This is a genomic window from Streptomyces sp. NPDC055099 (assembly GCF_053607685.1).
This window is the reverse complement of record NZ_JBSGUA010000027.1, coordinates 1-25,607: the sequence shown is the minus strand read 5'-3', so window position 1 is coordinate 25,607 and position 25,607 is coordinate 1. Positions and strand designations below refer to the sequence as shown.

Here is a 25,607-nt window from a genome sequence, read left to right as displayed (position 1 = left end):
CCGGACGCCCCTAGCCTCGCAAGCATCATGAGGACGCCCGGCGGCAGACCGCCGCTTGCGCGGCTGACAGGACGACAACCATGCGGACGCCCTCTGTCCATAATGACCCCCGACTCCCCCTCCACCGCAAGCCTCGACTCAGGCTCGTAGTCATCGGCGTCGTCGCGGTCGGGGTCACCGCGGTGCTTCCGCCGGAGAACGTGAGCGCGTGCGCCGAGATAATCGGCGCCGCCGCTTCGGCAGCGGTCCTGTTCGGCAAGCGCCGGGAGGAGCCGACGCTCACCTGACCATACGCCAGCCAAGGGCCCGCCAACGTCGGACGGTGGGCCCTTGGCTTGCACGTTCAGAACTGGGGCGGCTCTGACACCGGAAAGGCCCCGGACGGGCGCTGCAGTACATCCGGCACTGCCTGCCGTAGGACAGACAGGTTGCAAGGCGGGCGTCAGATCGCGGACAGACTATGACCTATATACCGCCTACTGTCGTCTGCGGCCGAGCAACCGTACGGCCTGATCCTTACTCACACGTGGTGCCTCCCCGCGACAAGAGGCAGGCAAGGAGGGAGCGACATGACCATTCTGGTCACTGGTGCGAGAGGGACTCTGGGGCGCCACGTGGTCGAGCGACTTCGGCACACCGGACACACCGTTCGCGCGCTCACGCGCAACCCGGCCGAGGCGACTGCTCTGCCCGACGACGTCGAAGTAGTGGGGGGCGACCTCACCAAGCCGCAGACGCTGGCGGCGGCTCTCGAGGGAGTCTGCGCCGTGCACCTGCTCGCAGCCACCGGGTACGACCACACTCCCTTGCGTACAGGACCGCAGATCATGGCGATGGCCGCCGAGGCGGGAGTGCAGCGGCTGACGGTCCTGTCGGCCGGCGAAGAAGGGGAGCTGGAACAAGCCGTGCGTGACAGCGATCTGGAGTGGACGTTCATCTGGCCGATCGACTTCATGTCCAACGCCTTGGGATGGGCTGAGGCCATTCGCACGACGGGCGAGGTCCGCGAGCCCTATGCACATCGCAGGACCGCTTCGGCCGACGAGACAGATGTCGCCGACGTGGTCGCTACCGTGCTCGCCGAGGGCGGCCACGCGGGAAGAAGCCTCATCGTCACAGGGCCCCAAGCGCTCACCCCGGCCGCGAAGGTGGCTGCCATCGCGGCGGCGACCGGCCGAGAGATCCGTTTCACCGAACTGACCGATGATCAGGCGCGCCGGCAATGGCGGGCCCAGGGCTGGCCCGAGGAGGGCATCGAGTTCATGCTGCACATGTGGGCGACCGTGCCCGAGACAGTGGCCAGGGTGACTTCAGCGGTCGAGGAAGTCACCGGCCATCCACCGCGGACCTTCGCCCAATGGGCCGATGCACACGCTGATATCTTCCGCCCCTGAGACGCCGATAGGACGTGAAGCGCCGAAGGGTCGGCCCGGCCTGTGCCGGCCCGCGACAAAGCGGGCGCAGGCAGCATGGTGGCAAGACGGAAGTTCCTACGTTCTCCACAGCGGAAGGGTCTGATGCAGCGTTGGGTGACAGGTTCAGTCACGCGGCCTGAAGCGCCGGTGTGGTCATGACGGTCTCGTATTCGACGGGGGTGAGCCGGCCGAGGGCGGTTTGTCGGCGGCGTCGGTGGTAGGTCCGTTCGATCCAGGTCACGATCGCGATGCGGAGTTCCTCGCGGGTGGCCCAGGTGCGGCGGTCGAGGACGTTCTTCTGCAGCAGGCTGAAGAAGGATTCCATGGCCGCGTTGTCGCCTGCCGCCCCGACTCTTCCTATCGAGCCGGCCATCTGGTGGCGGCCGAGTGCCCGGACGAACTTCCTTGATCGAAATTGGGACCCTCTGTCGCTGTGCAGAATGCAGCCGGCGACGTCCAGGCGCCGGGCGACGGCGTTGTCCAGGGCGGTCACGGCCAGCCGGGACTTCATCCGTGCGTCGATGGAGTAGCCCACGATCCGGTTGCTGAAGACGTCCTTGACCGCGCAGAGATACAGCTTGCCCTCGCCGGTGGCGTGTTCGGTGATGTCGGTGAGCCACAGCCGGTTCGGGCCGGTCGCGGTGAAGGCCCGGTTCACCAGGTCGTCGTGGACCGGCGGGCCCGCCTTCCTGGCCCGGGCGCGCTTTTTGCCGAACACGCTCCACCACCGGTTGTCCCGGCAGATCCGCCACGCGGTCCGATCCGCCATGCCGGCACCGGCGTCGCGGGCCTCGTCGGCCAGGAAGCGGTAACCGAACTCCGGGTCGTCGCGGTGGGCGGCGAACAGGGCGTGCGCGCGATGAGCCTCGGCGAGCTCGGCTGTGGTCACGGGGTCGTCGAGCCAGCGGTAGTAGGGCTGTCTGGCGAGCTTCAACACCCGGCACGTCACCGTGACGGGCACCCCGTCCCCGGCCAGCTCCTTCACGAGCGGGTAGATCCTTTTCCCGGCAGATTCGCCTGCGACAGATAGGCCGCCGCCCGCCGCAGGACCTCGTTCTCCTGCTCCAGCAACTTGATCCGCCGACGTGCTTCCCGAAGTTCCGCGCTCTCCTGGCTCGTCGTCCCGGGCTTCACGCCGTCGTCGATGTCCGCGCGGCGCATCCACTTCCACAACGTCATCGCGTGGACGCCGAAGTCGGCGGCCACCTGCTCGACCGTGACGCCAGGGCCGCGGTTCCTCGCGACCCGCACGACGTCCTCGCGGAACTCCAGGGGATAAGGCTTGGGCACAGCGACATCCTTCCCACCTGCCCCACAGGGCAAGCCAGTTCAGATGTCACCCGATCGTGCGGCAGACCCGAACGCGCTCTGGTCGACCGCAGAGCGCAGTGAGGTCAGCATGCAGCCACAGCAAACACGCGCACCCCAACCCATCTCGGCGAGCCAGTCGTGAGGGACCGTCATGGGGCCACGGGCGTGCGCTCCCTGAGCGGGTCGATCTGTGCCCGCACTGTGGGCCCGACACCGAACTCGGCGTGCTGGGGTAGAGGCCTGCCGCGACCAGGATGCTGCTGCGTAAGATCCGTGGATGTTCTTAAAGAGCGCAGTCTCGGTGAGTTTCTTCATCGGCACAGTGGGCCTGGCATGGGCGATATCCGGCTTCATGGATGCACCCCCGTGTTCAAAGGGACGAGGGTGTCCCGCTGCCCCAGACGCGGGCACGTACATGATGATGCTGTTCATCAGCGCCATCATTCTCACCCCTGGCTTCGTGCTCGTTGTGCGCTGGCTGGACTGGAGGCCACTGATGGGGTTGCCCGTCGGGGGCGTCATCGGTGTGGCCGTGACTTTGAGCGGCGGTCGCAGCCTGGGACATTGGGTCGCGGCTGCGGCGGTCTTGGCGGGTGCCGGCGGCATCGCGACGGGGCTGTCCATTGCCATCCGGTCTATCGCGACGCCCCCGCAACCCACCGCCTGAGCGTGGCATGGCGTGATCGACAGCTGCTGCAGGGCTGGCACTTCGCCCTTGGGGCATGGCGAGCGGCCCGATCGTCGTGCACCCGCCATCCGGCGCGGCGGCCGACGGGTGACGCTTTGCGGGCGGTCCTCGGCCTCGCGCACTCGGCGTGGTGCGCGGATCCCGGGGCGGGCGGGCCCAGGCGAGGTGGGCTTCGCTGCCCTTACCGCTTGACCATCACCAGCCACCACAGCCCCGAGTGACGCTACGTCACGGCACCGGCCCGGCTGATTCTCACCCAATGCCTGCCGTCCGTACGAGTAGCAAACTCCCCCTCCAGGCAGTCACCGACCCCCCCAGCCCTCCTGATCCTCCGCCCGCCGCCAAGGAACGGCCACAGCGTACGACCGCATCCACCCCCGCGGGGGTCCAGGGAGCAGGCCTGGGCAGCCGCGCCGACGACTGATCCCATACACCGCCCCCGTGCCGCTGACGAGACGCGCACGCAGCCGCCGGGGTGCTCGCCCCGGCGGCCTTACCAGGTCCGAGCAGGGCCGGGCCCCATGAGCCAAGGCGATGAGCGGGCCAGGCAGACACCTGCCGACGCGAGCCCCGGGTACAGCAACGTGTCCGGGGCCGCGCAGCGCTGCCGGGCGCCGCGAGCGCCAGGGCCTTGCAAATCCAGAACGGAGCGCAGTGCCTGGTCCACGTGTGCCATCGTCTCGGTCGGCACCGTACCGACGCAGGTCGCCCCCTTGAAGCGAGTCGTGCGCAGCTGATGCATGTTGACCGCGACCGCGGTGCATGGCATCGGGTCGTCGATCACGACAGACATCGCTGTGTCCGGGTAGCGGCCGCTGGGGTGCAGCACGATGGCAAGGACGGCGCCGAACGCGTCCTCAAGGCCGTCCAGCGAGACGATAAGGACGTTGCGGCCATCGGCCAGCGTCCAGATTTCGCCTCGCCTCACGGCGTGTCGCCCTCGCCCGCCAGGTCCCCGCCGAGACCGAGTTCGGAGAGCTGGCGCGCGGCGTCCAGGGTGGCCTGACGGCGGGCCGCACGCACGATGTAGGCGTTCAGGGAGAGGCCGGCCGCCTCAGCTGCCGCCCGGATCGCGGGCTCCACATCATCAGGAATCCGCAGTGTCATCACAGCCATACCGCCAGTCTCAGCAACCTAGCTTGGTGACGTAGAGCGGTTGCGTAATGCGGTGGCGTGGCGTGACTGGGTGTGCGCACCACGCTCACCTCGTGACCACCACCGGTGGCTTCCACCCCCTCGCCGAAGCCCTCCGGAACGCTGGACTTCGGCTGCTCCGCGGGCACGTGGTTGGCGCACAGGAAATACCGGCGAGAACGATCTTGCTTGGCTGCACGGCTCCGCAGCACGCGGGGCCGATGACGAAACCAGCCCAACTCCTGCGTTCATTACTGGTCTTGCAGGTGCGATCCGCCGAGAAGCCCCACCTGCGCAGGGTGCACGAACCCGCGTATTCCGCTACTGCTCACGTGCGGGACGTTTCCCTCCGCTCATTGGCAGAAGGCGCTGCCGTGAAGTGGCCGTCGACGTGGCATGAAAGTGACCGGCTGTCAGTGATGAAGGAGGTGATGAGGCGGATGACGGCGTCCGGGCGTTCGAGGAGCATCATGTGGTCGCAGTCGGCGATCGTCACGAAGTCGCTCCCATCGATGGTCGAGGCGAAGGCACGTTGCAGTTCGGGAGTGGTGAGGGTGTCGTGTTCGCCGGCGAAGACCAGGGTGGGTACGCCGGTCAGGCCGCCCGCGAGGGCGGTGCGCGTGCCGAGGGCGCGCTCCAACAGGTAGGCGGCATGCGCTTGTTGGGCGGTCTTGAGCAGTGAGCGCCGGAAGTAGCGCAGGGCGAGTTCCCGGCGGTGGACGTGCCGGCTCTCGTCCATGCAGAACATCTCCGCGGTGACCCGGGTGACAAAGCCCTCCGTGTCGCCGGCGCGCAGCAGCGCTCCGGCTTGCCTGTAGCGCGTGAAGGGGGCCTCGGAGAGGTGAGCGGGGACGCCTCCGAGCAGCAGGCGGGCGCAGCGTTCGGGGTGGCGTTGCGCGTAGCGGAAGGCGAGGACCGCACCGTAGGAGTAGCCGTAGAGGTTGATGCGTGGCAGGCGCAGGTCGTCGACGATGGCGTCGAGCGCCGCGTCGAGGGTCTCCACGGTGTGCTCGGGTCTCGGCAGGTCTGAGTTTCCGGAGCCGGGCAGGTCGGCGGTCACCAGGCCGGTCACGCCGGTGAGCGCGTCCTCCAACTGCGGCCAGTCGTACATCCCCTGGAAGGCGCCGCCCAGCGCGACCAGGGGCTCGGTCCGTGACTCGGCCGGCCGCAGCGACCGATAGGTGAAGGCCAGTCCGTCCGTGGTCAGGGTGCGAACAGACTCCATGAGCAGGGGTCCTCTCGGTCAGGGCCGGGTGAGAACGAGCACGGCGTTGTGGCCGCCGAAGCCGAGCGAGGACGAGGCCGCGCATTCCAGCCGTGCGGGGCGGGCGGTCTTGGCCACCACCTCGACGGGCACCCTCGGGTCCTGCACGTCCAGGTTCACCGTCGGCGGGACCAGTTGCTCCTCCAGGGCGAGGACGGTCAGGGCGGCCTCGATGCCGCCGGCGGCGCCCAGGGCGTGGCCGGTCATGGCCTTGGTGGAGGTGACGAGCGGGCGGTCGCCGAAGACGCGGTACAGAGCGGCGCTTTCGACCAGGTCGTTCATGACGGTCGAGGTGCCGTGAGCGTTGACGTGCCCGATGTCCGTGGCAGCGGCGCCGGCATCAGCCAGCGCTGACCGCAGCGCCCGCTCGATGCCCGCCCCCTCCTCGTCGCTGGCCACGGGGGAAAAGGCATCGTTGGACGACCCGTACCCGGCCAGGCGCGCCCGGACGGTGGCGCCGCGGGCCCGGGCGTGCTCCGGGCGCTCCAGCACCAGCATCCCGGCACCCTCGCCGACGACGAAGCCGTCCCGGGCCACGTCGAACGGCCGGCAGGCGGCCGCCGGATCGTTCACCCGGGTCGACAGCGCCCGCATCCGGCAGGTGCTGGCGAACAACAGCCGCGAACGCAGGGCCTCCGCCCCGCCGGCGACAGCGATGTCGCAGCGGCCGGCGCGCAGCCAGCCCAGCGCGGTGCCGATCGCGTCCGTGCCCGAGGCGCAGGCCGTGCTGACCGCCAGGCTCGGCCCGCACGCGCTGAGGTCCTGACAGATGCTGCCGGCGGCGTTGTTGTTGACGCTCAGCGGCGCGACCTTAGGCGAGACCTTGCGAGGTCCCCGCTGATCGAGGACGGCCTGCTGCTGGTCGTAGTAGTGCAGGCCGCCGTGGGCCGTGCCCACCACCACGGCGACGCGGGAGTTGTCCCAGGTGGCCGGGTCGAGCCCCGCATCGGCCACGGCCTGTCGGGCCGCGACCACCGCCAGCTGGGCGAACCGGTCCATGAGCAGCGTGGCCCGGCCCAGCTCCGCCTCCAGGTCGAGTCCCTCGACCGTGTACATGAAGTCACAGGGCAGGCCCTGCAGCCCTTCCAGGGTGCGCACTCCCCGGGGGGAGCCGGCGGAAGTGATCTCGCTCCAGGTCTTCTTGGCGTCGCTGCCCGCGGCGGTCACCAGGCCCAGCCCCGTCACTGCGGCAGCGCCGTGCTGCGCGCCGGCCATCACGCCACCCCTGACTTCAGGACTACGACGTCCACCAGCTGCCCTACCGTGCTGCGGGACGTCAGGTTCACGTCCTCCAGGTCGATGTCCAGTTCGTCCTCCAGCACCAGCCGCAACTCCTCCAGAGCGAGAGAGTCGATGCGCAGCTGGTGCAGCGGCACCTCAGGAACCACGGAGGTGGGCGAAAGCCGGTACATCCTGATCAGCAGGTCGGTGACGTGGTCCGCGGTATCCAGCAATTGCTGCTCCTCGCTCGGCAGTGATGAGGCCTTAGTCAGACAACGCCAGGCCGCGCACCAAGTGGCGCCGAACGCGCATTGACAACCCTTACGGATCACCGAATTGCGCATGGATGTGGATTCACCGCACAACCCGTCACCAAACGCAGATCTGCGGACCAAACACCCCAGTCAGGCGGACCAAACACCCAGTCAGTGGGAATGCGTCCGCCAGGCCCGGGCGAAGAGTTCGGGCAGGGGGCCTGCGTTGGGTCGGGAGCAGACCTTGCTCCCGATGATCCGGACACCGAGCAGCCCGGCCTTCCAGGTCTCCATCGGAGGGTAGAACTTGTCCCCGCTCGCCCAGTCGCCGGGCAGGAATATCCCCCGCCCGGCCCGGGCCCTGCGGTCGGCGACGACCAGACCAGTCTGAAGGAGTGCGGCCACAACGTCCTTGTGGTGCGCGGCAGTCCACCGGTTGAAGCGGCGGACACGGCGATCGGTGGGCACGGGCAGGGCCAGCAGCTGCAGATAGAGAGTGGCGGCGTCTGTATCCAGCCCGGTGGCGGCGGCCGCCTCCTTCACCACCGAGGGTGCGGACAGCCGCGGATCGGTTTCGTAGCCGCCCGGCGGCAAAGACCCCTCGGTGATGCGCTGCACGATCCGCTCGAACTCCGGGCCGCGCAGCCGTCTCACCAAGGCCAGATGCGAGTCCTCCGCGTCGACGACGGTTTCCAGGCGGCGCGAGCGCTCGTCGGCCCCGTAGCGGCCAGGCCGGAAGTACACGCCGGGCGCCTCGCGCTCACCGCGCCGGTCGAACCCGGCCTCGGACACGACGACCAGGCCGTCATCGAGGGTGGGATGGGCCAGCGGCTCGGCGGCGTCCAGGTAGGGCAGGGCGCCGGGGAAGGCCGGCAGCAGTTCCGCCACGGTGCGCCCGCGCAGGCTGCGGCCGCGGGCGGAGAGCAGCAACTCCGGTTGGGCCAGGCGTTGTTGCAACAGCCGTAGGGTCTCGGGGACACCCCGGCGTACGGGATCTCCTTCGGGAAGCTCGGCGTACACCCAGTCGACGGCGTCGCAGACCACGGCGAGCAGCTCCCTGAACCGGAACCCCTCCTCGCCCTCCCAGCCGCCGCCGCTGATGCTGTTCACCCGCAGCCGGGTGTCCGGGTCGCGGGTCAGCCGCGGCTCGCGTCCGGGATCGGCGAACACGGCGCACACGGCTGCCGGGGCCATCCGTATATCGCTGTGTTCGGCGGCGACGGCGAGCGTCGCCTCCGGCACGGCGGGGCGCAGGCCCTGTTGCCTGCGCCAGGCCTCGGCGATCCGCTCGGCGAGCGCCAACTGCCCACCCTCCAGCCACAGCTGCTCGGGGTCGGCGGGCAGTACGTCAGCCAGCAGGTCGAGGCGCTCGGCCACCCGCAGGGTCGCCAACTCCCGCTCACCGGCCTCCGCCTCGGCCTGCTTGAGCCCCATCACCTTGCGCGCCTCGGCATCCAGGCCCTGGTACCCGTACTTCACATCAGGGATCCCGGCGAGCAGCAGCGCGGCGCCGGCCCGGCTCAGCCCGGTCCGCTCGGCGAGCAGCGCGGCCGCCGCACGGTCCCAGGGCGCGGGGCCCTTCTGCCGTACCAGCTGCACCAGGCGCCGCAGCCGCTCGGGGGTGTCCCAACCAGCCGCGGGCACCGGCTCGGCGGCCGTGATCCGACCGGGGGCCGGCGGCTGCGCGGTGCTGGTACGCACCTCGAGGAAACGCTGCCCGTCTTGGTCGGCGCCGAGCCCGTGCAGAGCGACCACCGCACCCTCACCGGTCCGAACGGCACGCCGGCCCGTGTCGGCGAGTTCGAGGACGCCCGTACGCATCCGGCTGCGAACCTGCGGGTCGGCAAAGGGGGTTTCTGCCCAGACTTCCAGCATCGCCAGTTGGACCGCGCGCAGATGGTCCTGCACGTGAAAGGAACTCGCCCGCAGGGCCACAGCCCCGCACCGGCCGATGAACCGGTACCAGTTCCAGCCCAAATACCGCGCGGGCGCCGCCTCGCCGCTTCCGGTCAAGTAGTCGCCGACCTCACTGAACACGGCGAGCGTGCCAGGCCTCCAGTGTCCGGAACCTTCGATGAAACCGTTGAGGGCCGGGGCGATCCACTTCTCATCGCAGGGCTGTGCGGGGCGTATCGGGGTGTGGGACATGCCCACATCCTGCCGGATCGCACGGCCGCCTTGGCGCCGGTGCCGGGCACCCGACGCGCCCGGGTGCGGGCGGCGTCGGCGTACACCACCAGAGGAAGTTGCCCGGAGCCCGTGCATCGGAAAGTCGTCTGCGGATGCATTGACCCGCTCCGCACTCCGCGCTTTCATCGCGTGAGTCCCGCGCACCACAGTGCCGGGGCGACCTTTGTCATCGGGCACGAGGGCTGGAGGGCGGCGGTGGCCGCGCTCGGGCCGAAGGGGGAATTACCTGATGAGACACCTGATGAGACCCGCGTTAGGGATCTGCATGTCCGTCGGCCTCACGGCCGTCCTCACCTGTCTTGCCTCTCCCGCGGGGGCGGCGAGCGACGACCCGGCTCCGCGCACCGAACGGATCAGCGTCGCACCCGATGGCGCCGGCGGGAACTGGCACTCGGTGGATCCGACCGTCAGCGCGGACGGGCGAGTCGTCGCGTTCATGTCCTCGGCGAACAACCTGCTGCCCGGGACGAACATGCCCAACAACGTCTTCTACCGGACGGCTCCCGGCGCGCCCCTCCAGCGTGTGGAGGTGCCCGGTGAATCGACGATGATGCCCAGGGTGTCCGAGTCGGGGCGGCATCTGACGTTCACCTCGTGGTCCGCCGCGAGCCAGAAGTACTCCGTGCACGTGATGGATCTGCGCACGGGGCGCATCCAGCCCGTCGCGCCCGCACTCCCGGGAGGCTATCGCGCGTACGGGGGCCCGGCCCCGCTCAGCGCGAACGGACGCTACCTCGCCTTCGTGGCCAAGACAGCCGCCGACGAGGACGGGGTGACCCGCTGCCGGATCATGCTCCTGGACCGCCAAAGTCAGCGGCTGTGGCGGGCGGGACCGTCCACGACCCGTGGCTGCCAGGACATCTCCCTGAGTGCCGACGGCCGCAAGGTGGCCTATCAGGTCGGTTATACGGGGCCGTCCGACGAAGACAAGGCCGACATCCTGGTCTACGACCGCGTGACCGGGAAGACCGTGCAGGCCGATGTCACCCACGACGGGACACCGGCCGACAGGTCGGCACAGGCACCGGTGCTCAGCGCCGACGGCACCAAGGTCGCCTTCAACTCGGTGGCCACGAACCTGGTCCCGGGCACCGACCCCAACGGAGACACAAGCACGTCCTGGAACGCCTTCGTCCGCGATCTGCGCACCGGCACACTTCAGCGCTACGACGGCCACTCCCCCACCGACGTCACCTTGGTGTCGGACCTGTCGGCGGACGGCTCGAAGCTGCTCCTCAACACCGCCGACGCGAACTACGTCTCCCTGGGTCTGATCCTGCGCGAGGCGCGCACCGGTCACGAGGAGTTGCTCTCGCCCGGTCAGGACGGCAAGCCCGTCACCGTGGGCCGCGCGGCACTGAGCGCGGACGAGTCGACGGCCGTCTTCGACTCCTACCACCCCGGCCTGGTGCCCGACGACAACAATCTGATCGGGGATGTCTTCGTGCGCACCCTGCGTTGAGCGGGCGCCCCCCCCGGTGCGTGCCCAGCGGCCCGCACCGGGGCGGGCGGCGGGACCACCGCGGCGGCCGTCCGTTTCCCGCCGCCGCCCTGGGCTTGGCCGCTGCGGTCGAGGCTGTCGCGCACGGACCGAAGGGGCGAAACTCTCTGATACGAAACAGCGCGGCGAACTGTCCATTGGCACCGTCGGGGCGCCGACCAGCCCTCACGCAGGCCCGGCAGCAAAGCTCTGGGCAAAGGTCTTTGACCTGCTTGGTTCGGGTGCTCCTCTTCTCACGCGTAGTGGACGTCCGTAGCCTTAAGTACCGACCGTCTGAGTCTTTCTGCATAAGCTGAGGACACGTGGACACTGCGAGTCTGCTTCTGATCGGCGCGGCAGGCGGAGCGGTGCGTGGAATCGTGCACGCATACGACTGCATGTCCGAATGGCTCGTGCGGCGGCAGGAATTCCGGATCGCCGAGCAGCCCGAGGCCGAGAAACCGCCCGCGTTCAGTTCTTTCTATGACGTCGCAGGCGAAAGCATCGCAGCCGTGGTGCACATCACGCTGGGGGCCGGGGTGGCCCTGCTCATGGCGTCCTGGGGTCAAATCAGCGGGGGCTTCGCGACGTTCGCCGTCGGCGCCTCGGCGCCTGTGCTCCTCGTCCAGCTCAAGCACTCCAGGCTGGCCGAGGCCGTCATCGGCGATCCCAACGCGCCTGAGGCCCCTCAACCGCCGGTGCCCGGGCTGCCGGACGCACAAGGCGGGCCCCCGCGGCCGGCCGCGGGTCCCAGGGGCGCCGAATGACCCGGCCCACGCTACTGCGCCGGGCCGCCGCAGCCACGATCGGAGTCGACCAGCGGCCCAGCCGCGCTCGCGTCCTGATCCGGGCACCGGGCCGGACGCTGGTCCGCCGGGCCGCCGCCGCGGTCATCGGCATCCGCGTGCACCGCCTGCCCACCACCGCACAGTCCGGCACACCGGTACAAGGAACAAAAGCAGAAGCAGAAGCCAAGAGTGCCGGCGACATCGCTTCCTGCACCCTGTCCCCGCTGGTGACCCTCGGGACGCCCCCCAGGCCTGCGCCCGGTCAACGCCCGCGCCGCGGAGTCATCCTGGCCACGGCCGCAGCCGTGGCAGCCATCACCATCGGTGCCTATGTCTACCACGAGGAAACCTCCGTGGACGAGCAGCCCCCGACGCAAGCATGGCCGGAGGGCTACCTCGGCACCTGGCAAGCGACGATCCACAACGACCTCGGCGACAACCCCCGGCGAATGGTCATCCGACAGGGCGACGTGGGTGACACGGTGATGACCTTGACGGCGGACGGACCGTCGGACACAGGAGGGACATACCACTGCGTGTTCGAGGCACGGCTGGACTCCGTCACCATCGGCGCCATCCGGCTGAGGGAGTCGACGGTGGCCTCGGCAAAACCGGCCACGGCGTGCAAGCCGGGCGAAGCCTCGACACTGACCCTGACGGGCGAAGACAAGCTGCACCGCACCAACGACGGCACCGACCGCGGGCTGACCTACACCCGCTCCCCATAGCGACGACCAACCGACGCCCTTGACCAGCCGGCCCCGCACCCCTCCCACGGGCAAACGCAGCCGTCCAGGCGGAGCGGTTGCCCACCCGACGACCTGGTCACAGCCGCGTAGTCAGAGGCCACATCGCACAGGCAGCGATCAGGAGGACGCCTATCGGGGCAGGCGACCCAGCACGGCACGCAACCTCTCTCGCCCTGCGGTGACGCTCGCGTCCCACAGACCTGCGGCGTCACCGCTCAGCGAGAGGGACTGGAGCCGTTGCTCGTCGGCCAGAAGGCTGGCACCTGCCACATTCTGGTCAAGCATGCCCATCGCAGTCAGTGCCGTATGGCCGCAGGACACCGCGTCATCAGCGTTGCCCGAGTTGTGGGCCAGCAGGGCATAGCGCAGGCAGAGGGCAGCGAAGAACGCGTAGGTGTCGGCGACTCCGCTGATCTCCTCGTCGTCCGGCTGGAACTCCGGAAACCGCTCAAGCCAGCGCACTCGCTCGGCGGCATCGGCGAGTGGCTTGTCGGCAACCCAAAGACCGCTCACGGACTCCACATAGAGGTCCAGGTCGGCTTCCCGCCCCGGTACGCCCGCCCGCAGGCCGACGAACAGGGGCGCCATGCGTTCCGCACAGGCGGCGACATACAGGCGGACCGCTTCGCCGCGCCCGTCGCGAAGCGCCTCCGTGACGGCCCCCTCCACCAGCGTCTCCACTTCGGGGGCGAGTCTGACGACGACCTTCATGTGGTTCTCCCGGTTCGTGAGGGCGCGCACGGCTCGTGACGGCGCGCACGGGGGGGAACGGGGAGATGAGCGCTGTCAGGAGCATCTCTGAGGGAGGCATCCGCCCCGGCCGGAGCACGGACCTCGCACTGCTGCTAAGCGATGAGGGTGGAACCTTCGCTGTCCGTCTTGCGGTCGGAACCCCGAAGGCCGACCGCCACCAAAGCGTCTTGGCGGGTCAACTCTTCGCAAAGGGGGCCGACCTGGAGATCGATGAAGCAAATTGATGAGCCGTAATACGAGCTCGATGAAGATTTCGGCAGCCGACGCTCTGCAGGTCCGATGCGAACATCTCGGACTACTATTTCCTCTTTGAACGTACAGTCACCAAGATGAAGACTACCGCGCCGACTATCAGCGCTATGATCATCATTGGTGTGCTATTCGAGATAAATGCACTGAGTTCAGTCATGTCTCTCTCGCTTCTCGCACATGCCCCTTCTGCTACGCCTCTGAGCCCCAGTAGGCGACATTGACGCCACGGGACAAAGCCGTACTGGGTGCTCTCCTCACTGCGTGAGGGCAACTGATGCTGTCAGGCACCTGAACGGTTCGCGGCTCTGCGGATGGTCACCACGGACAAGAACGGGTCGATAGGCGACACCAGCTCCCTGGAGGAGACCTCCACAAGGCGCGCCGGAACATCACCATGCTGCAAGGCGTTCACGTACTCGATGATCTGAGCGTGGGAGAGCGCTGGCACTTTCTGGCGCAGCGTGTGCATCGCGTGAACCCTCCCACGAGCGCCTGCCACCGCCCGGACCTCATCGTGCAGATCGTCCACTGCGGTCCGTGTGACCTGCCCGCGAATGCGGACTCGGTAGTCCGTCTCCCATGCGTTGGATACTGCGGAGACCACACCGATCTGGTGCAGGCTTCCGTCGACGCGGTCAACAAGGTACGGCCCATTCCCGACCAGCGCGAAGTCCGGGTTCCGGGTGCACAGATACTCCTCAGATGTCCAGGAAACAATCCATACCAGCTCATGCTGCTCTACATGCGACACAGCCAGGTGTATCGGGTCAAGCCCAAGCGACAGCTCTCGCTGGTAGTTGCGTTCGAGCTCTTCCTCAACGGTCTGAACCGCTGCTTCTCGTTCGATCACTTTGGCAGCATCTCGTACGGCCTGTAGGGCTACCACCAAGTTTCCCTGCTCGCTCAACGCCTTGGCAGACCACAAGGACGCACGCGAACGGCGGCAAGGGACGCTGCTGCTTCCCAGAGCGAAGGGACACCCGATGATCATTTACGGAGGTCCGTCACAGAAGTTGAGCCAGAACCCATGAGGAGCAGCGATTAGTCAGCACTTGGGCAGCAGATGACGATCTTGAGCACCGTGAACATTCACGGGAGATGACGTCATCCGGCAGAGGGTCTGACCGCAGTTCCGTGAAGGAATTTGGAGCGGCTTGACCCGGCAGTAGGGGCGAGCGCAAAATCTCGGCTTCCACATCTCCGCGCGACTACTGTGCTGTTGCTGGTAGATCGTCCCGCCCGAGGAAGGGAGCTGGGTGGTGCTGACCCCTGCGCACCCGCCGTAGACGCCTCTGGAAAGCCCAGAGGGCCTGACGGAGGCTCCTGATGTCCCGAACCGTCCGCACGACTCCCAGACAGCTCCGCGTCCGAGAGGGCACGTCGGAGGCCATGTCCCTGTATGACCTGCGCTACGCGAACGCTGAACTGGCCCAAGCAGCCCGTGAAGGCCGTCGCCCTGCCCCGGCGAAGACGCTGCGCCAGATCACCTCTTGGCAATGGATGGTGCTGTACTGCAGGAAGGGCTCGTTCACCGGTGAGATTGCTTCGGCTGAGGGCCGCGCCCGGCTCCAGGGGCGCCTCGAGGCCCAGCGTATCCGCGGGCTGCACCGCGCTGGCCACGACCTGGACGACGCGGATATACCGCCGGTTCGCCACCGTCATGGTGTGCTCTGGAATGCCTGGTAGAGGCAAAGAGCCCAGGACTGACCGGGACTCACGAGCGCAGAAAGTGCGTACCGGCGACGACTCTCCGCGCCGGAGGGCGGAGGACTGAGGGCGGAGGGCCGTCGGGTATGAGCCTGCGGTGGTCAGCCGGCCGTCGCTGGATCTTCGGCTCGCGCTCGGGTGTTGGCGAGGCGGCAGGAGACGGGGCCGGTCTCGATAAGGGTGCTGAAGATGAGGCGGTCGATGAGGCCGCGCAGAGGCGGGGACCCGTGAAGGTCATGGTCCACCCGTCAAAGGACTCGTTGGAGGCGATGGCGACCCGTTGTTCTCCGCGCTTTCGGTCAAGACCTGGTGCTAGGCCAGCCGCCACGCCACGCGGTCCGTGAGATCCATGCCCCAAGGCACCCCGCTGCCCCCGACCGCTTACTGAGCGTTTGGTCCTCCAAGACACGTTTCATCTGAACTTGCGGTGGCCACCCGTTTTGCGCTCTCGGCGACCACGTGGACTCACGGGGAGGATGGGTATCCGATTGCTTCTTCCCCCGGTCTAAGTGCCATCCACTGTCGGTTGATATCACTCCACACGGCTTGCCACTGCGTGAAGATGGGATCAAGGTCGGCTTGGCCTAGATCGTTCGGTGGCGTGCGGGCAAGGAGGAAGTCCAGCTCGTCTCGGAGCCCGAGCAGTCGATACTGGGCCTCTTCCATGGCCTGCCAGCGAGCCCGCCAGTTGAAGAAGGCCTCAACCGCACTGACCGCAGTCGCGATGGCGACCATCGCAAAAGCGACGTTCGCCCACAGGCCGAGATCCTGAAGTCCTAGCAGTACTGTCGAGGCGGACGAGAGGGTCAGGGAGCATATCCTGATAAGTGCGGCAGATCGCCGGAACCTGACCTTGCGGACGCTCACTAGTGCGACCCCTTGAATCAGTTGCGCCCTCAGCCACAGCGCCACCTCGTGTGGCGCCAATCCCGCCCTCGGGGGCCCTTCATCTGTCATGCCACTCCCGTCGAACAAGTGAATGCCATCAACTTCTGGCCTGCTGACGCTAGGTGCCCCTCCAATTGAGCGTGGTTTCGCCGGTGAGGCGACGGGTCATGAGGTCGATCATCGCGAGGTGGATCATGGCTTCGGATCGGTGCGGGTGGGTTTCGTAGTCGCGGGCGAGTCTGCGGTGGTGCATGAGCCAGCCGATGCTCCGCTCGATGGTTCAGCGTCTCGGAATGACCATGAACCCCCGGGCGCCCGGGGGACGTTGGACCGGGTGGACGTCGATGCCCAGGCGGGCGCCGTGCTCGATGGCGGTGGTGCGATAACCGGCGTCTACCCAGGCCTTGGTCACCCGCGGGTGGGCGGCGGCGATGCGGGACAGCAGCGTCACGCCGGCCGCGGTGTCCGAGACGCTCGCGGCGGTGACCAGCACCGTCAGCAGCAGGCCCAGCGTGTCACAGCCCAGGTGGCGCTTGCGGCCGATGATCCGTTTCCCGGCGTCGGTGCCCTGGTCGGCCAGGTGCACGTTGGCGGAGGTCTTGATGGTTTGGGAGTCCAGCACGCAGGCCGACGGCTCGCCGTCTCGGCCCTCGGCTTGGCGGGCGAGCCTTCGCAGCAGCCCGGTGAGCTGCGTGAAGACTCCGTCCTGCTGCCACCGTGCGAAGTAGCCGTAGACCGTTGGGTGGGGCGGGAAGTCGTGCGGCAGATAGCGCCAGGGGATCCCGGTGCGGTCCACATACAGGATGGCGTTCAGGATCTGCCGCAGGTCGTGTTCGGGCGGGCGCCCGATGTCCAGGGCGTACTGGCGACGTTGGACCCGCCAGGCCGTGAGGACGGGTTCGATCAGTGCCCAGCGGGCGTCGGAGAGGTCGCTGGGGTAGCCGCGCTGCCCGGTCATGTCTTGGATGTACTGCGCGATGGCCGCCCTGGCCAGCGGTCAAAAGAAGGCGAGGCGGGGCGCGTTGGGACGAGACTGGAGGAGTTCGGGCGAAACAAGCCTCTGCTGTCACCGGCTAGACGGGCACCTCACCGCTCACGCCAGTCCCAGAACTCCAGGGCCAGAAAACCGCACCAGGTCGCCAACAGACAGGACCAAACGCTCAGTTAGAGCGTGTATCGAAAGTGCTGCTCTGCGCCTGAGCTGTGTGCGCGAACGCTGAACGCAACTCGGTGGCGTCTGGTGTGGAAGTGAGGAATGCTCGCGCGCATGGTTTCGGTATTGCAGAACGTGGCGATTGACTGTGCGGATGCCTACGAGCTGGCCCGGTTCTGGAGCGCGGTGACCGGCCGTCCCCAGCATCCCGAGGACAAACCGGGTGACCGGACTGCTGAGGTGCTGCTGGCGGAGGGCCCTGTGCTGTACTTCAACCAGGTGCCCGAGGCTAAGACGATCAAGAACCGGTTCCATTTGTGCTTGCGCCCCGAGACCTCGCGTGAGCAGGAGATGGAACGGCTGCTCAGTCTCGGTGCCACCCTTGTCACCGATCACCGGAATCCCGATGGCTCTGGCTGGGCGGTCCTTGCTGATCCCGAAGGAAATGAATTCTGCGTTCTTCGCAGCGAGTCCGACCGAGCCGCGATGGGTTCCTGACGCCTACGCGCCATCCTGGCCGACTTCCTATGCCCCTGGTCGCAGCCACTCGTTGATGGCTGCTACGAGGACGGTCGCCTCGTAACGGACCGCGAGCTTGTCGTACCTCGTGGCCACAGCGCGGTGCCTTTTGAGGCGATTAATTCCGCACTCGACCGCGTGGCGGGCCTTGTAATCCTCCGGGTCGAACTTCGGCGGACGGCCGCCGCGGGAACCCAGCTTCTTGCGGTTGCAGACTTGGTCGGCCTTGTCCGGGATGGTGCAGCGGATTCCCCGGCGGCGCAGATAGGCGCGGTTCTTGCGGGAGGCGTACGCCTTGTCGGCCCGCACGCGGTCGGGGCGGACGCGTGGTCGGCCCGGCCCGGTGCGGGCACGCGGACTTTCTCCAGCACGGGTTCGAACTGCGGAGAGTCACCGCGCTGTCCTGCCGTAACCACGATCGACATAGGCTTCTGACCTTGCTCGACGGCCAGGTGCAGTTTGGTGGTGAACCCGCCGCGCGAGCGTCCCAGCCCGTGATCGCGGGGCTCGTCAAAAACGCCGCCCGGTGGTTCCTTCTGCAGGTCACCCCGCTTGCGAGCCCCGGCTGCATGCTGATGGGCGCGGCATACCGTGGAGTCGACGCTCAGGTGCCACGTGATCGCGCCCTTCGCGTCGGCCAGGGACTGGAGGCGGGCGAGGACCCGGTGCCAGGTGCCGTCCCGCTGCCAGCGACGGAACAAGTCGTAGATCCGGCCCCACGGCCCGTACTCGACGGGCACGTCCCGCCACGGAACACCGGTCCGGACCCGGAACCGTATGCCGTCGATCAACTGCCGCCGAGGCCAGACAGGCGGCCGTCCCGCCTTCATCCCTTTCGGCAACAACGGCTCCAACACCACCCACTGCTCGTCCGTGAGATCTCCCCGACCCATGAACTGCCATCATTCACAGCCCAAGATCCACTTTCGACACACGCCCTAGTCGACCACTTCTCCCCGACCACGGTAACGATGACGTCACAACGCATCAGACGTCGGTGGTCGGACCCGACCACCACCCCCTACCCAGCGCCACCAGACCCCGCCGCGCGCGGACCTTCGACGAGGCCGTGACAACGATGGGCTGGTGTGCGACACGCCACCGTACGCTGATGAGCCAGCGCGTCGGCGCTGTCCGACGACGGCGAGAGGGGCCTGGTCGGCATGGTGCGCAGCGATCCCCCACGGTCTGCGCAATCACCCCCACCGTGCGCGGCCACCGCCGCTCGGCCGACGGGCGATACCCCGCGGCCGCACTGCGCAACGCGCCCCTGGCAGGCGATGCCCCGTGCAACCGCCGAGTGGTAGATACCGACCACCGCCATTGCCGCTACCCCGACCACCCAGGTCAGCCCACTGCGCAACCACCCTCAACTCACCGCAGCAGCACACACGTACACCGACCGGCGCAGACAACCGCCGCCCCGCGCACCCACCCAGAGCGGGCCGTACGATGACTGCGCACCAGACGGTCGCTGCGCCCTGACGGCCATCACACGCACCCACACACGGTGAACGCTGCGCAATGCGCAATACGGTGCCCAGTGGCCGGTGCGCGGCGCACGTTGCGCGATGTGATCTGGGGCGACCGGGGGCCGGCGTATCGGGGGCGGTGCGCAACATCCCGTTTCTGCCGTACAGCGGCGCGTTCGGCGGGTCGGCGGCGACCGTCGACAGGCCGGCGCCGATCTGGTCGAGCCAGTTGCGGTCGCCGGACGCCGCGGGCATGTTTGCGGCCGATGACGATGCGGGGCCGGGGCGTGAAGGCGTCCTGGCGCAAGGCACGGGCCCCGGCCGAGGACCGGCATGAAGACCAGCCGCCTCCCGTCATCGGAGCAGACGGGCGTCGGATTCTGCGACGCCGCCGACGACGTTGTGCAAGGCAGGTGCTGACGACCCGCAGATTTTCAGGCCCAGTCGCCCATCCGCTGGTTCCCACCCAGACCCGCACCTGATCAGGCGGGTTTCGCCACGGCGCTTCCCGAAAGGCACTCGGGATCGCGATCCCGGCCTTGGCCCGCTGGATCACATCGGCCCGTCACTCGCTGGTCGGGGCGGACCGTTTCGGAGTATGCGGACAAAGGCTCCGCGGCCCCGTACGTGCACACGAGAACAGCGTCCTCACCGGGCCCCCGTCAGGGCTGGAAGACGCTGGTGGTGTTGTGACTGACAATGAGCCGTGAGCGACGGCCAGAGCAATCTGCTCGTCCGTGGCCCTCACCGTGATGCGAGCCAGGCCGTGATGGTTCGGGTGCCCACGATGCGAGGTGGTACCTGCACCGACGCCGGGACATATCCCTAGAGTTCGGGCCCGCGCACGGATTCGCTCTCCTGGGAAGATTGGGACGCGTCTCGAAGGGGCGCCGGAGAGCCTCCTGGCGTAGGCGAAATGCGCTACCCCCGTTCCGCTTTGCGCCCCACTGATGGAGGAGGGTGGAGTTTGGGCGTATCGCCGTGACGCGCTCCCCTCCACGGCCGGTACGTCCCGCTCGTGGGCGTCGACGCTGCGGGAATGCGCCGACGCCCACGTAGTGCGGCGCAGGAGCCGGATGGGCGTGCCTGGTTTGGAGGCTACGCCGGGGCGGTGTAGGCGGCGGCGTGCCCGTGGCGTCGTCAGCTGGAGGTGGGCCAGGAGCGCAGGAGCGCAGGAGCTGGGCGATCTTGTCGATGGTGCAGTCGCGGCTGGTCAGAAGATCGCGCAGGGCCATGGCGTCCTTGCGGGCACGCCGAAGATGCGCAACTGCCAGCCGGGGTAACGCGCTTGAGGGCCGTCGCGATCGTGCCGCGGTGCGCTGGCGCGCCGCATCCTTCTCGGCCTGGGCGCGGGAGCCGGTCAGGCTCGGGCGGGGCTGAGGAAACCGCCGGGCTGCGTGGCCGTGGGAGAGGTGTCAGGCCTGGGGTGTCCAGTCAGCGACCAGGTTCAGGAGGCCGGGGAAGCGGGCGTTGAGGTCGTCGATGCGGACGTGGCTTCGGCGTTCCAGGCCGTATTGGCGCTGTCGGGTGATTCCGGCTTCGCGTAGCGCCTTGAAGTGGTGGGTCAGCGATGACTTGGGGCGGTCGAGGCCGAACCAGCTGCAGGTGTGGTCGAACTCTTCGGACTCGAGCAACAGTTTGCGGACGATGGTCAGGCGCAGGGGGTCGCTGAGGGCGGCGAGGACGGTTTCCAGGCGGAGTTCTTGCGTGGCCGGTTCCGGGAGGGGTTCGGGCAGGTCGGGCGGTTCCGGGAGCACCTTGAACGGGTGCGCGGCGGTCTGCTGCTGGGGCATTGGCGGGACCTCATCACGTGATTCCTCTGTACGACTCTGATCGTACTGCATGTTAAGTTCGACTCGACTCGTACTGTCGGTGTTCGGCAGGGATGACCGGGAGGAACTGTCATGTCCGAGACCCAGGCCGCAACCGTCCACGCCGTTGACGCAAGGCCATCTGAAGGCGGCGAGCAGGCCGGCCGGCGGCCTGTCGCGCCGCTGTGGTGGGTCTGGCTGGCCGCCTGGCCGGTCACGGCTGTCTTCGTGCTCTCCAATGCGGCGACCCCGCTGTATGTGCTGTGGCAGCGGGACATCGGGTTCTCCAAGGGCACGCTGACCGTGGTGTTCGCCTTCTACATCGTCGGGCTCATCGGCTCACTGCTCGTCTGCGGCGTGGTGTCCGACCGCATCGGCCGCAAGCCGGTCCTGGTGCCCGCACTCGCCCTCGCCCTGGCCGCCTGCCTGATCTTCGCGACCGCCGGCAGTGTGATGGCACTGATCGTGGCCCGGCTGTTCACCGGGATCGCGGTCGGCGCCGTCGTCTCCGCGGGTATGGCCGCGGTCACCGATGTCGCGGGGCCCGCACGCAAACGGCTCGCCGCCCTCCTTGCTTCCTGCGCGATGGTCTTCGGGGCCGGTGTCGGCCCGCTGCTCGCCGGCGTGCTCTCCGAGGTGGCACCCGCGCCGACCGTGACCGTTTTCATCGTGGAAGCCGTACTCCTGGCCACCGCCCTGCTCGTGGTGCTGCAGATGCCGGTGCGCCGCCCTGCGGCGCGGACCACGGGCGCCTGGGTGCGCGTGCCCGGCGTGCCCGCCGGCAACGGGCGCCACCTCACGCTGGGGATCGCGGTATTCGCTCCCGGCATCACGGCCACGTCCTTCGTGCTCTCCCTGGGTCCCTCGCTGTTGTCGGGGCTGCTGGGCACCACCAGCCGGGTCCTCGCGGGCGCCATGGCATTTGTGATGTTCCTGGCCGCCACCGGCGTGCAGTTCGCCGTGCAGCGCCACAGCCGCCGCACCATCCTCACGGCCGGCGCGGCCAGCACCACGCTGAGCATGATCACCTTGATCGTTGCCGTGCACACTTCGACGGTGGCCGTCCTGGTCCTGTCCGCGCTGCTGGCCGGCGCCGGCCAGGGCATGGGCCAGCTCGGCGGCCTGTCACTGCTTAACTCCACCGTGGCGCCCCAGCGTCTGGCCGAGGCCAACGCCGCGCTCAACGTGGGCGGCTACCTCCTCGCCGGCATCCTGCCCGTCTCAGCCGGCTACCTCAGCGACGCCGTGGGGCTGACCTACGGCGCCACCCTCTTCGCCATCATCCTGACGAGCCTAGCGGTCACCGGCGCCCTCATCGTGCGCGCCACCCGCCCTCAGGTGACTGACCCGGCCTGAAACAGCACCCGTAGGAAGAGCACCCGGCAGAGAGCCCCCGGCCGGCGCTACACCACCGGAAGATGGTCGCTACGGCGGCCAGCATGGCCATCACACCCGCCGAGGAGCCCTCGGTCGGGACGCTAAGGTTGATGGCATGTTCACGGAAGTGGACGGCCTCCCCACGGGGGAAGACCTTGGCGGTGGTGGGGCTCTTGCCGCCGGTAGACACCAGGCCCGCGAAGAGCCCGTAGCGATACAGCTCGGCGGCATGCGCGGCGACGCCGAGGTCGTGGCTGCCCAGCCCGATCGCCACGTCGACGGGTCGCAGTTCGTGCTGCATCTGTGGTAGTTCCAGATCAGCTTGGCCCGGTGCCACTGGTCCTCGGTGATGGTCTGCTGGTCGTTGGGCACGCGATCTTTTCCCTGGTCACCGCTGCCGGGGTCCGGGCGGTCCGCCGCTCATGGCCTTGACGCCCTCGATGCTGCGCAGTTGATGCACCAGTCCGTGCCGCGCAGCTACCTTCGCGGCCCGGTCGAGGACGAGGAACCCATCATCGCGCTTCGACGCATCGGTAAGCAGGATGTGGCCGTGAGCGGTGTCCAGTCGCACGCGTTGTATCGGGGAGTCGGTGACGCCGCTGCTGCGGGCAATGTCGATCAGGTGCAGGGCCCCGGTGAGGTCGCCGGCGCCGCGGCGGGCGAGGGCGATAACCTGGTGGGCCACCGACCAGTCGTCCGGTGCGGTGAGGTCTTCGAAGTCGCGGGCCGCGGCGGTCATGACGCGCGTCGCCTAGTCGTGCCGGCCGTCCTTGCTCAGTGCGGTCCCCGCCCACAGCCGAGCCCTGAATCACGCCGGGAGAGCCGGTCATCGACGGCGAGGATCTCATAGTGGCGGGCGGGGATCTCCAGCTGTCCGGCCACCTCTTTGCGCCACCACCGACCCGAGCCCTGCCGCCGTCCCCGGCCTGGACGTGGACGACGCGGCGAGCACCCGCGCGTGGCTCGCGCGATCTGGCAGCGGCGCGACATACGCAACGCTTTGCGCGCCGTCAGCCCCGTCCGTTGCGAGGCGGTGGAGAGCACCATAAAAGATGGCGTCGGTGGAGCCGCCCTGCTCCACACCCGATCTCCAGCTCCGCTCCATGACGTGAGCGCCCGACAGGTTCGGGACGCGATCTTGTGCCGGATGCCAGATTTAGCCGCGTACGCGTGAAGACGTCGTCGTGCTTGGTCAGCTGCCCTGCCGTTGCCCCAGCAGGCGGGCTTGTTTCTTCTTAAGCGCGGAGAATCCCTGGCGCGCGTAGGCGGCGAGCTCCTCGCTGGGGAACGACACCACCGAGAGGTGCTGGTCGTGGTTTCCCTGCGCCCACCGGGCGGCCGTGATCTCGTAGCCCGACACATGCGCGCACAGTTGGAGCAGAAGCGGCGGCATCTCTGGTTCGCTCAACAAGTCCGCGTGTTTGGTCACCAGGTCGCGCATGGCCTGGATATTCGGAAGAAAGACGGTAGTCACCCACAGCCGCCACTCGGTGAGCTCTTCCGTAGTGGGTGGAGTCTCATGAGCGAACGGCGACATTCCACCAGGGCGAGCGTGACGTTCCACGAACGCGCCGAAGGCACGGCTGTTGGCTTCCGTGAGGGCGAACAAGGGCCCGTAGAAGTCGCTGAGCTGGCGATTCACGCGGGCGAGACGTTCTTGGCGCTGCGACAGGCGCAAGCCGTTGAGGTAGGTGACGATGTAGCCGACGAACGCCAGCCCGATGGTGACGACCACTGCGATCATGAGCGGCGATGCTAGCGAGCTCTGCGCCCCTTGGTCGGACGGCTGTAGCAGACAAGGGGTGCCGCGATGCCTGCGAAGGCCAGGAAGTGGTCGGCCTGATCTGCTACCGCAGGATGGTGGCCTGTCCGGCGAATACGGCAGGCTGGCATGATCCGTACACGCATTCGGACGATCCTGCCCTGCCGCTGGCCCGTTGCTCAGCGTCGATACATACCAACGAGGTATCCCATGACCGACTACCTGGCTGCCACCATGGCGATGCTCGGACCGGCACAAAACCGCTACGCAGACCCGTCGGCATGGGACCGCCTCCACGCCGATCTCGGCATACAGCTGCCGTCTGACTACCAGGTGATCGTCGACGCATACGCCCCGATTCAACTCAACGGCCACCTGTACTTGTCCCACCCTGCGACCGAGCGCTGGAACCTGGTCCAGTGGATCCGGGACACCAGTCTGGCTTGGTCAGAAGTGTTCTGGGAGGAGCTCGACCTCGACGGGGACGAGGATCCCCGCCAGCTCTTCGGACTCGAGGAGCTGAGCTTCGGCACCCTCAACGGTCTGTGGCCGATCGCGAGCACCGACCGAGGAGAGACGGTCTTCCTCGGCGCGGCCGCCGATGCCACCAGGCTCGTGGTCAGCTATGACGAAACCTGGGCAGAGCACCGCATGGGCTTCACCGAATGGCTCTATCGCTACCTGGTCGGCGATGACATGACCGGCCCCAACAGCTCAGCTTTCTATCCAGGCCCTGTGAAACTTCAGCACCTCCCGATGTCTGCCGGCGAACGTCCCGAGCCTTGGTACGGCCCAGACCGCGGCATGTGAGGTGCTGGCACTCACCGGCACGGGAGGGTTCCAAACGAGATGACCCGCTAAGCAGGTCTGCAATCTCTTCACACCTGCCACGCCAGCAGCAGGACTCAAGGTGGCATGGTTGATCAATTGACGGGCCGGACACTCCGCGTCCGTGTTGGGGGGACTTACGTGCGTACTCGTACTGCTGCGGCTTCGGCCGTTTTGATCCTGTGCACGGTGATGGGCTCGGCGGCCTGCTCGTCGACCTCGGACGGCAATCCGTCCTCCGGCACCTCGACCTCGGACGAACAGGGCAAGGGCCAGGGCAAGGCGAACAGGGGCGCACCCGATGCCGACCCCTCAGCCTGCGCGACTTCCAGCGAGAAGATCCCGGAAGGCTGCGAAGTCGACATCGATGCAGCCGAGATGGGCGAGGCAACTCCCGCCACGGAGCCGCCTGCGACGAATGCGTTGGTACCGCCGACGAAGTGATTGCCCCTATGGCGGGCGGCCACCTCGTCGGGGAGCTGCAAAGCCAGCAGGGCTAGGCACTGTTTCTCGGATCATGTTCGGAGCCAGATGGTGAGGGCCGCGAGGGTGATGGTGCCGAGGTAGATGTAGGCACGTTTCTCATAGCGG

At 68.0% G+C, this 25,607-nt stretch carries 24 protein-coding genes and 4 pseudogenes; 11 read left to right on the top strand and 17 right to left on the bottom strand.

The window, feature by feature from the left end; all coding sequences use genetic code 11:
- Positions 1-80: 80 nt before the first annotated feature.
- A complete protein-coding gene (locus tag ACWFRU_RS38740; protein ID WP_453692939.1) occupies positions 81-287 on the top strand; it encodes a hypothetical protein in 207 nt (68 codons plus the stop codon).
- Positions 288-569: 282 nt separating this feature from the next.
- Complete coding sequence (locus ACWFRU_RS38735; protein WP_453692937.1) at positions 570-1,394, top strand: NAD(P)H-binding protein; 825 nt, start codon at positions 570-572, stop codon at positions 1,392-1,394.
- Positions 1,395-1,542: 148 nt separating this feature from the next.
- Here the strand turns inward: ACWFRU_RS38735 and ACWFRU_RS38730 are convergent.
- Positions 1,543-2,705 (bottom strand): IS3 family transposase gene (locus ACWFRU_RS38730; RefSeq protein ID WP_453692935.1). Its coding sequence is split into 2 segments (ribosomal slippage): positions 1,543-2,418 and positions 2,421-2,705, totalling 1,161 coding nucleotides; the frame shifts between segments, so codons are not numbered across the junction.
- A 298-nt stretch (positions 2,706-3,003) separates the two neighbouring features.
- On the opposite strand from ACWFRU_RS38730, the gene ACWFRU_RS38725 reads away from it, so the two are divergent.
- Positions 3,004-3,393 (top strand): hypothetical protein, encoded by a 390-nt coding sequence (locus ACWFRU_RS38725; protein WP_453692933.1) that lies wholly within the window; start codon positions 3,004-3,006, stop codon positions 3,391-3,393.
- A 514-nt stretch (positions 3,394-3,907) separates the two neighbouring features.
- On the opposite strand, the gene ACWFRU_RS38720 is transcribed toward ACWFRU_RS38725, so the two are convergent.
- From ACWFRU_RS38720 to ACWFRU_RS38695, 6 genes are all read right to left on the bottom strand, one after another.
- Entirely contained in the window at positions 3,908-4,342 is a 435-nt protein-coding gene (locus tag ACWFRU_RS38720; protein ID WP_453692931.1) for a hypothetical protein, read from the bottom strand.
- The gene (locus ACWFRU_RS38715; RefSeq protein WP_453692929.1) at positions 4,339-4,530 is read right to left on the bottom strand and encodes a toxin-antitoxin system HicB family antitoxin; all 192 of its coding nucleotides are present in this window, start codon (positions 4,528-4,530) and stop codon (positions 4,339-4,341) included. Before ACWFRU_RS38715 ends, ACWFRU_RS38720 begins: the two co-directional genes overlap by 4 nt.
- Before the next feature lie 346 nt (positions 4,531-4,876).
- Positions 4,877-5,773, bottom strand: coding sequence for an alpha/beta fold hydrolase (locus ACWFRU_RS38710; RefSeq protein WP_453692927.1), 897 nt, complete (start codon positions 5,771-5,773; stop codon positions 4,877-4,879).
- An 18-nt stretch (positions 5,774-5,791) separates the two neighbouring features.
- A complete protein-coding gene (locus tag ACWFRU_RS38705) occupies positions 5,792-7,027 on the bottom strand; it encodes a beta-ketoacyl-[acyl-carrier-protein] synthase family protein (protein ID WP_453692925.1) in 1,236 nt (411 codons plus the stop codon).
- Positions 7,027-7,224: an acyl carrier protein gene (locus ACWFRU_RS38700; RefSeq protein WP_453692978.1), complete on the bottom strand. Its 198-nt coding sequence runs from the start codon at positions 7,222-7,224 to the stop codon at positions 7,027-7,029. The genes ACWFRU_RS38705 and ACWFRU_RS38700 overlap by 1 nt, the downstream gene beginning before the upstream one ends.
- A gap of 234 nt (positions 7,225-7,458) precedes the next feature.
- Positions 7,459-9,435, bottom strand: coding sequence for a hypothetical protein (locus ACWFRU_RS38695; protein ID WP_453692923.1), 1,977 nt, complete (start codon positions 9,433-9,435; stop codon positions 7,459-7,461).
- A 307-nt stretch (positions 9,436-9,742) separates the two neighbouring features.
- Here ACWFRU_RS38695 and ACWFRU_RS38690 point away from each other — a divergent pair, with 307 nt between their 5' ends.
- From ACWFRU_RS38690 to ACWFRU_RS38680, 3 genes are all read left to right on the top strand, one after another.
- Positions 9,743-10,939 (top strand): TolB family protein, encoded by a 1,197-nt coding sequence (locus tag ACWFRU_RS38690; RefSeq protein WP_453692921.1) that lies wholly within the window; start codon positions 9,743-9,745, stop codon positions 10,937-10,939.
- Between the two features lie 341 nt (positions 10,940-11,280).
- Positions 11,281-11,724, top strand: coding sequence for a hypothetical protein (locus ACWFRU_RS38685; RefSeq protein ID WP_453692919.1), 444 nt, complete (start codon positions 11,281-11,283; stop codon positions 11,722-11,724).
- A complete protein-coding gene (locus tag ACWFRU_RS38680) occupies positions 11,721-12,473 on the top strand; it encodes a hypothetical protein (protein WP_453692917.1) in 753 nt (250 codons plus the stop codon). The genes ACWFRU_RS38685 and ACWFRU_RS38680 overlap by 4 nt, the downstream gene beginning before the upstream one ends.
- Positions 12,474-12,623: 150 nt before the next feature.
- Here ACWFRU_RS38680 and ACWFRU_RS38675 read toward each other — a convergent pair whose 3' ends face one another.
- Positions 12,624-13,205, bottom strand: a complete 582-nt coding sequence (locus ACWFRU_RS38675; protein WP_453692915.1) for a hypothetical protein — start codon at positions 13,203-13,205, stop codon at positions 12,624-12,626.
- 574 nt (positions 13,206-13,779) lie between these two features.
- Entirely contained in the window at positions 13,780-14,349 is a 570-nt protein-coding gene (locus tag ACWFRU_RS38670) for a YrhB domain-containing protein (protein ID WP_453692913.1), read from the bottom strand.
- A gap of 539 nt (positions 14,350-14,888) precedes the next feature.
- On the opposite strand from ACWFRU_RS38670, the gene ACWFRU_RS38665 reads away from it, so the two are divergent.
- Positions 14,889-15,185 carry a hypothetical protein gene (locus ACWFRU_RS38665; RefSeq protein WP_453692911.1) on the top strand — a complete coding sequence of 99 codons (297 nt, stop codon included), beginning with the start codon at positions 14,889-14,891 and terminating at the stop codon, positions 15,183-15,185.
- Between the two features lie 122 nt (positions 15,186-15,307).
- Here ACWFRU_RS38665 and ACWFRU_RS38660 read toward each other — a convergent pair.
- The 3 genes and pseudogenes from ACWFRU_RS38660 to ACWFRU_RS38650 all read right to left on the bottom strand — a co-directional run.
- Positions 15,308-15,515, bottom strand: a pseudogene (locus ACWFRU_RS38660) (ATP-binding protein); the annotation flags it as partial.
- A 156-nt stretch (positions 15,516-15,671) separates the two neighbouring features.
- A complete protein-coding gene (locus tag ACWFRU_RS38655; protein ID WP_453692909.1) occupies positions 15,672-16,073 on the bottom strand; it encodes an SLATT domain-containing protein in 402 nt (133 codons plus the stop codon).
- A 139-nt stretch (positions 16,074-16,212) separates the two neighbouring features.
- Positions 16,213-17,052, bottom strand: a pseudogene (locus ACWFRU_RS38650) (IS5 family transposase).
- Between the two features lie 309 nt (positions 17,053-17,361).
- Between ACWFRU_RS38650 and ACWFRU_RS38645 the strand changes: the two are divergent.
- Positions 17,362-17,745 (top strand): VOC family protein, encoded by a 384-nt coding sequence (locus ACWFRU_RS38645; RefSeq protein WP_453692976.1) that lies wholly within the window; start codon positions 17,362-17,364, stop codon positions 17,743-17,745.
- Positions 17,746-17,772: 27 nt separating this feature from the next.
- Here the strand turns inward: ACWFRU_RS38645 and ACWFRU_RS38640 are convergent.
- Together ACWFRU_RS38640 and ACWFRU_RS38635 are read right to left on the bottom strand one after the other, a co-directional pair.
- Positions 17,773-18,659, bottom strand: a protein-coding gene (locus tag ACWFRU_RS38640; RefSeq protein ID WP_453692907.1) for an IS5 family transposase whose coding sequence is annotated in 2 segments (ribosomal slippage) — positions 17,773-18,110 and positions 18,110-18,659 — 888 coding nt in all. Because the reading frame shifts where the segments join, the coding sequence is not laid out codon by codon here.
- 1,994 nt (positions 18,660-20,653) lie between these two features.
- Positions 20,654-21,031 carry an ArsR/SmtB family transcription factor gene (locus ACWFRU_RS38635; protein ID WP_453692905.1) on the bottom strand — a complete coding sequence of 126 codons (378 nt, stop codon included), beginning with the start codon at positions 21,029-21,031 and terminating at the stop codon, positions 20,654-20,656.
- Positions 21,032-21,142: 111 nt separating this feature from the next.
- Here ACWFRU_RS38635 and ACWFRU_RS38630 point away from each other — a divergent pair, with 111 nt between their 5' ends.
- Positions 21,143-22,405 (top strand): MFS transporter, encoded by a 1,263-nt coding sequence (locus ACWFRU_RS38630; RefSeq protein WP_453692903.1) that lies wholly within the window; start codon positions 21,143-21,145, stop codon positions 22,403-22,405.
- Between the two features lie 109 nt (positions 22,406-22,514).
- Here the strand turns inward: ACWFRU_RS38630 and ACWFRU_RS38625 are convergent.
- From ACWFRU_RS38625 to ACWFRU_RS38615, 3 genes and pseudogenes are all read right to left on the bottom strand, one after another.
- Positions 22,515-22,798 (bottom strand): annotated as a pseudogene (locus ACWFRU_RS38625) (YdcF family protein); the annotation flags it as partial.
- Positions 22,799-22,814: 16 nt separating this feature from the next.
- Positions 22,815-23,311, bottom strand: a pseudogene (locus tag ACWFRU_RS38620) (hypothetical protein); the annotation flags it as partial.
- Between the two features lie 307 nt (positions 23,312-23,618).
- Positions 23,619-24,170 carry a hypothetical protein gene (locus ACWFRU_RS38615; RefSeq protein ID WP_453692901.1) on the bottom strand — a complete coding sequence of 184 codons (552 nt, stop codon included), beginning with the start codon at positions 24,168-24,170 and terminating at the stop codon, positions 23,619-23,621.
- A gap of 228 nt (positions 24,171-24,398) precedes the next feature.
- Between ACWFRU_RS38615 and ACWFRU_RS38610 the strand changes: the two genes are divergently transcribed.
- Together ACWFRU_RS38610 and ACWFRU_RS38605 are read left to right on the top strand one after the other, a co-directional pair.
- Complete coding sequence (locus ACWFRU_RS38610) at positions 24,399-24,998, top strand: SMI1/KNR4 family protein (protein WP_453692899.1); 600 nt, start codon at positions 24,399-24,401, stop codon at positions 24,996-24,998.
- Between the two features lie 159 nt (positions 24,999-25,157).
- A complete protein-coding gene (locus tag ACWFRU_RS38605) occupies positions 25,158-25,460 on the top strand; it encodes a hypothetical protein (protein WP_453692897.1) in 303 nt (100 codons plus the stop codon).
- Positions 25,461-25,607: the final 147 nt, after the last annotated feature.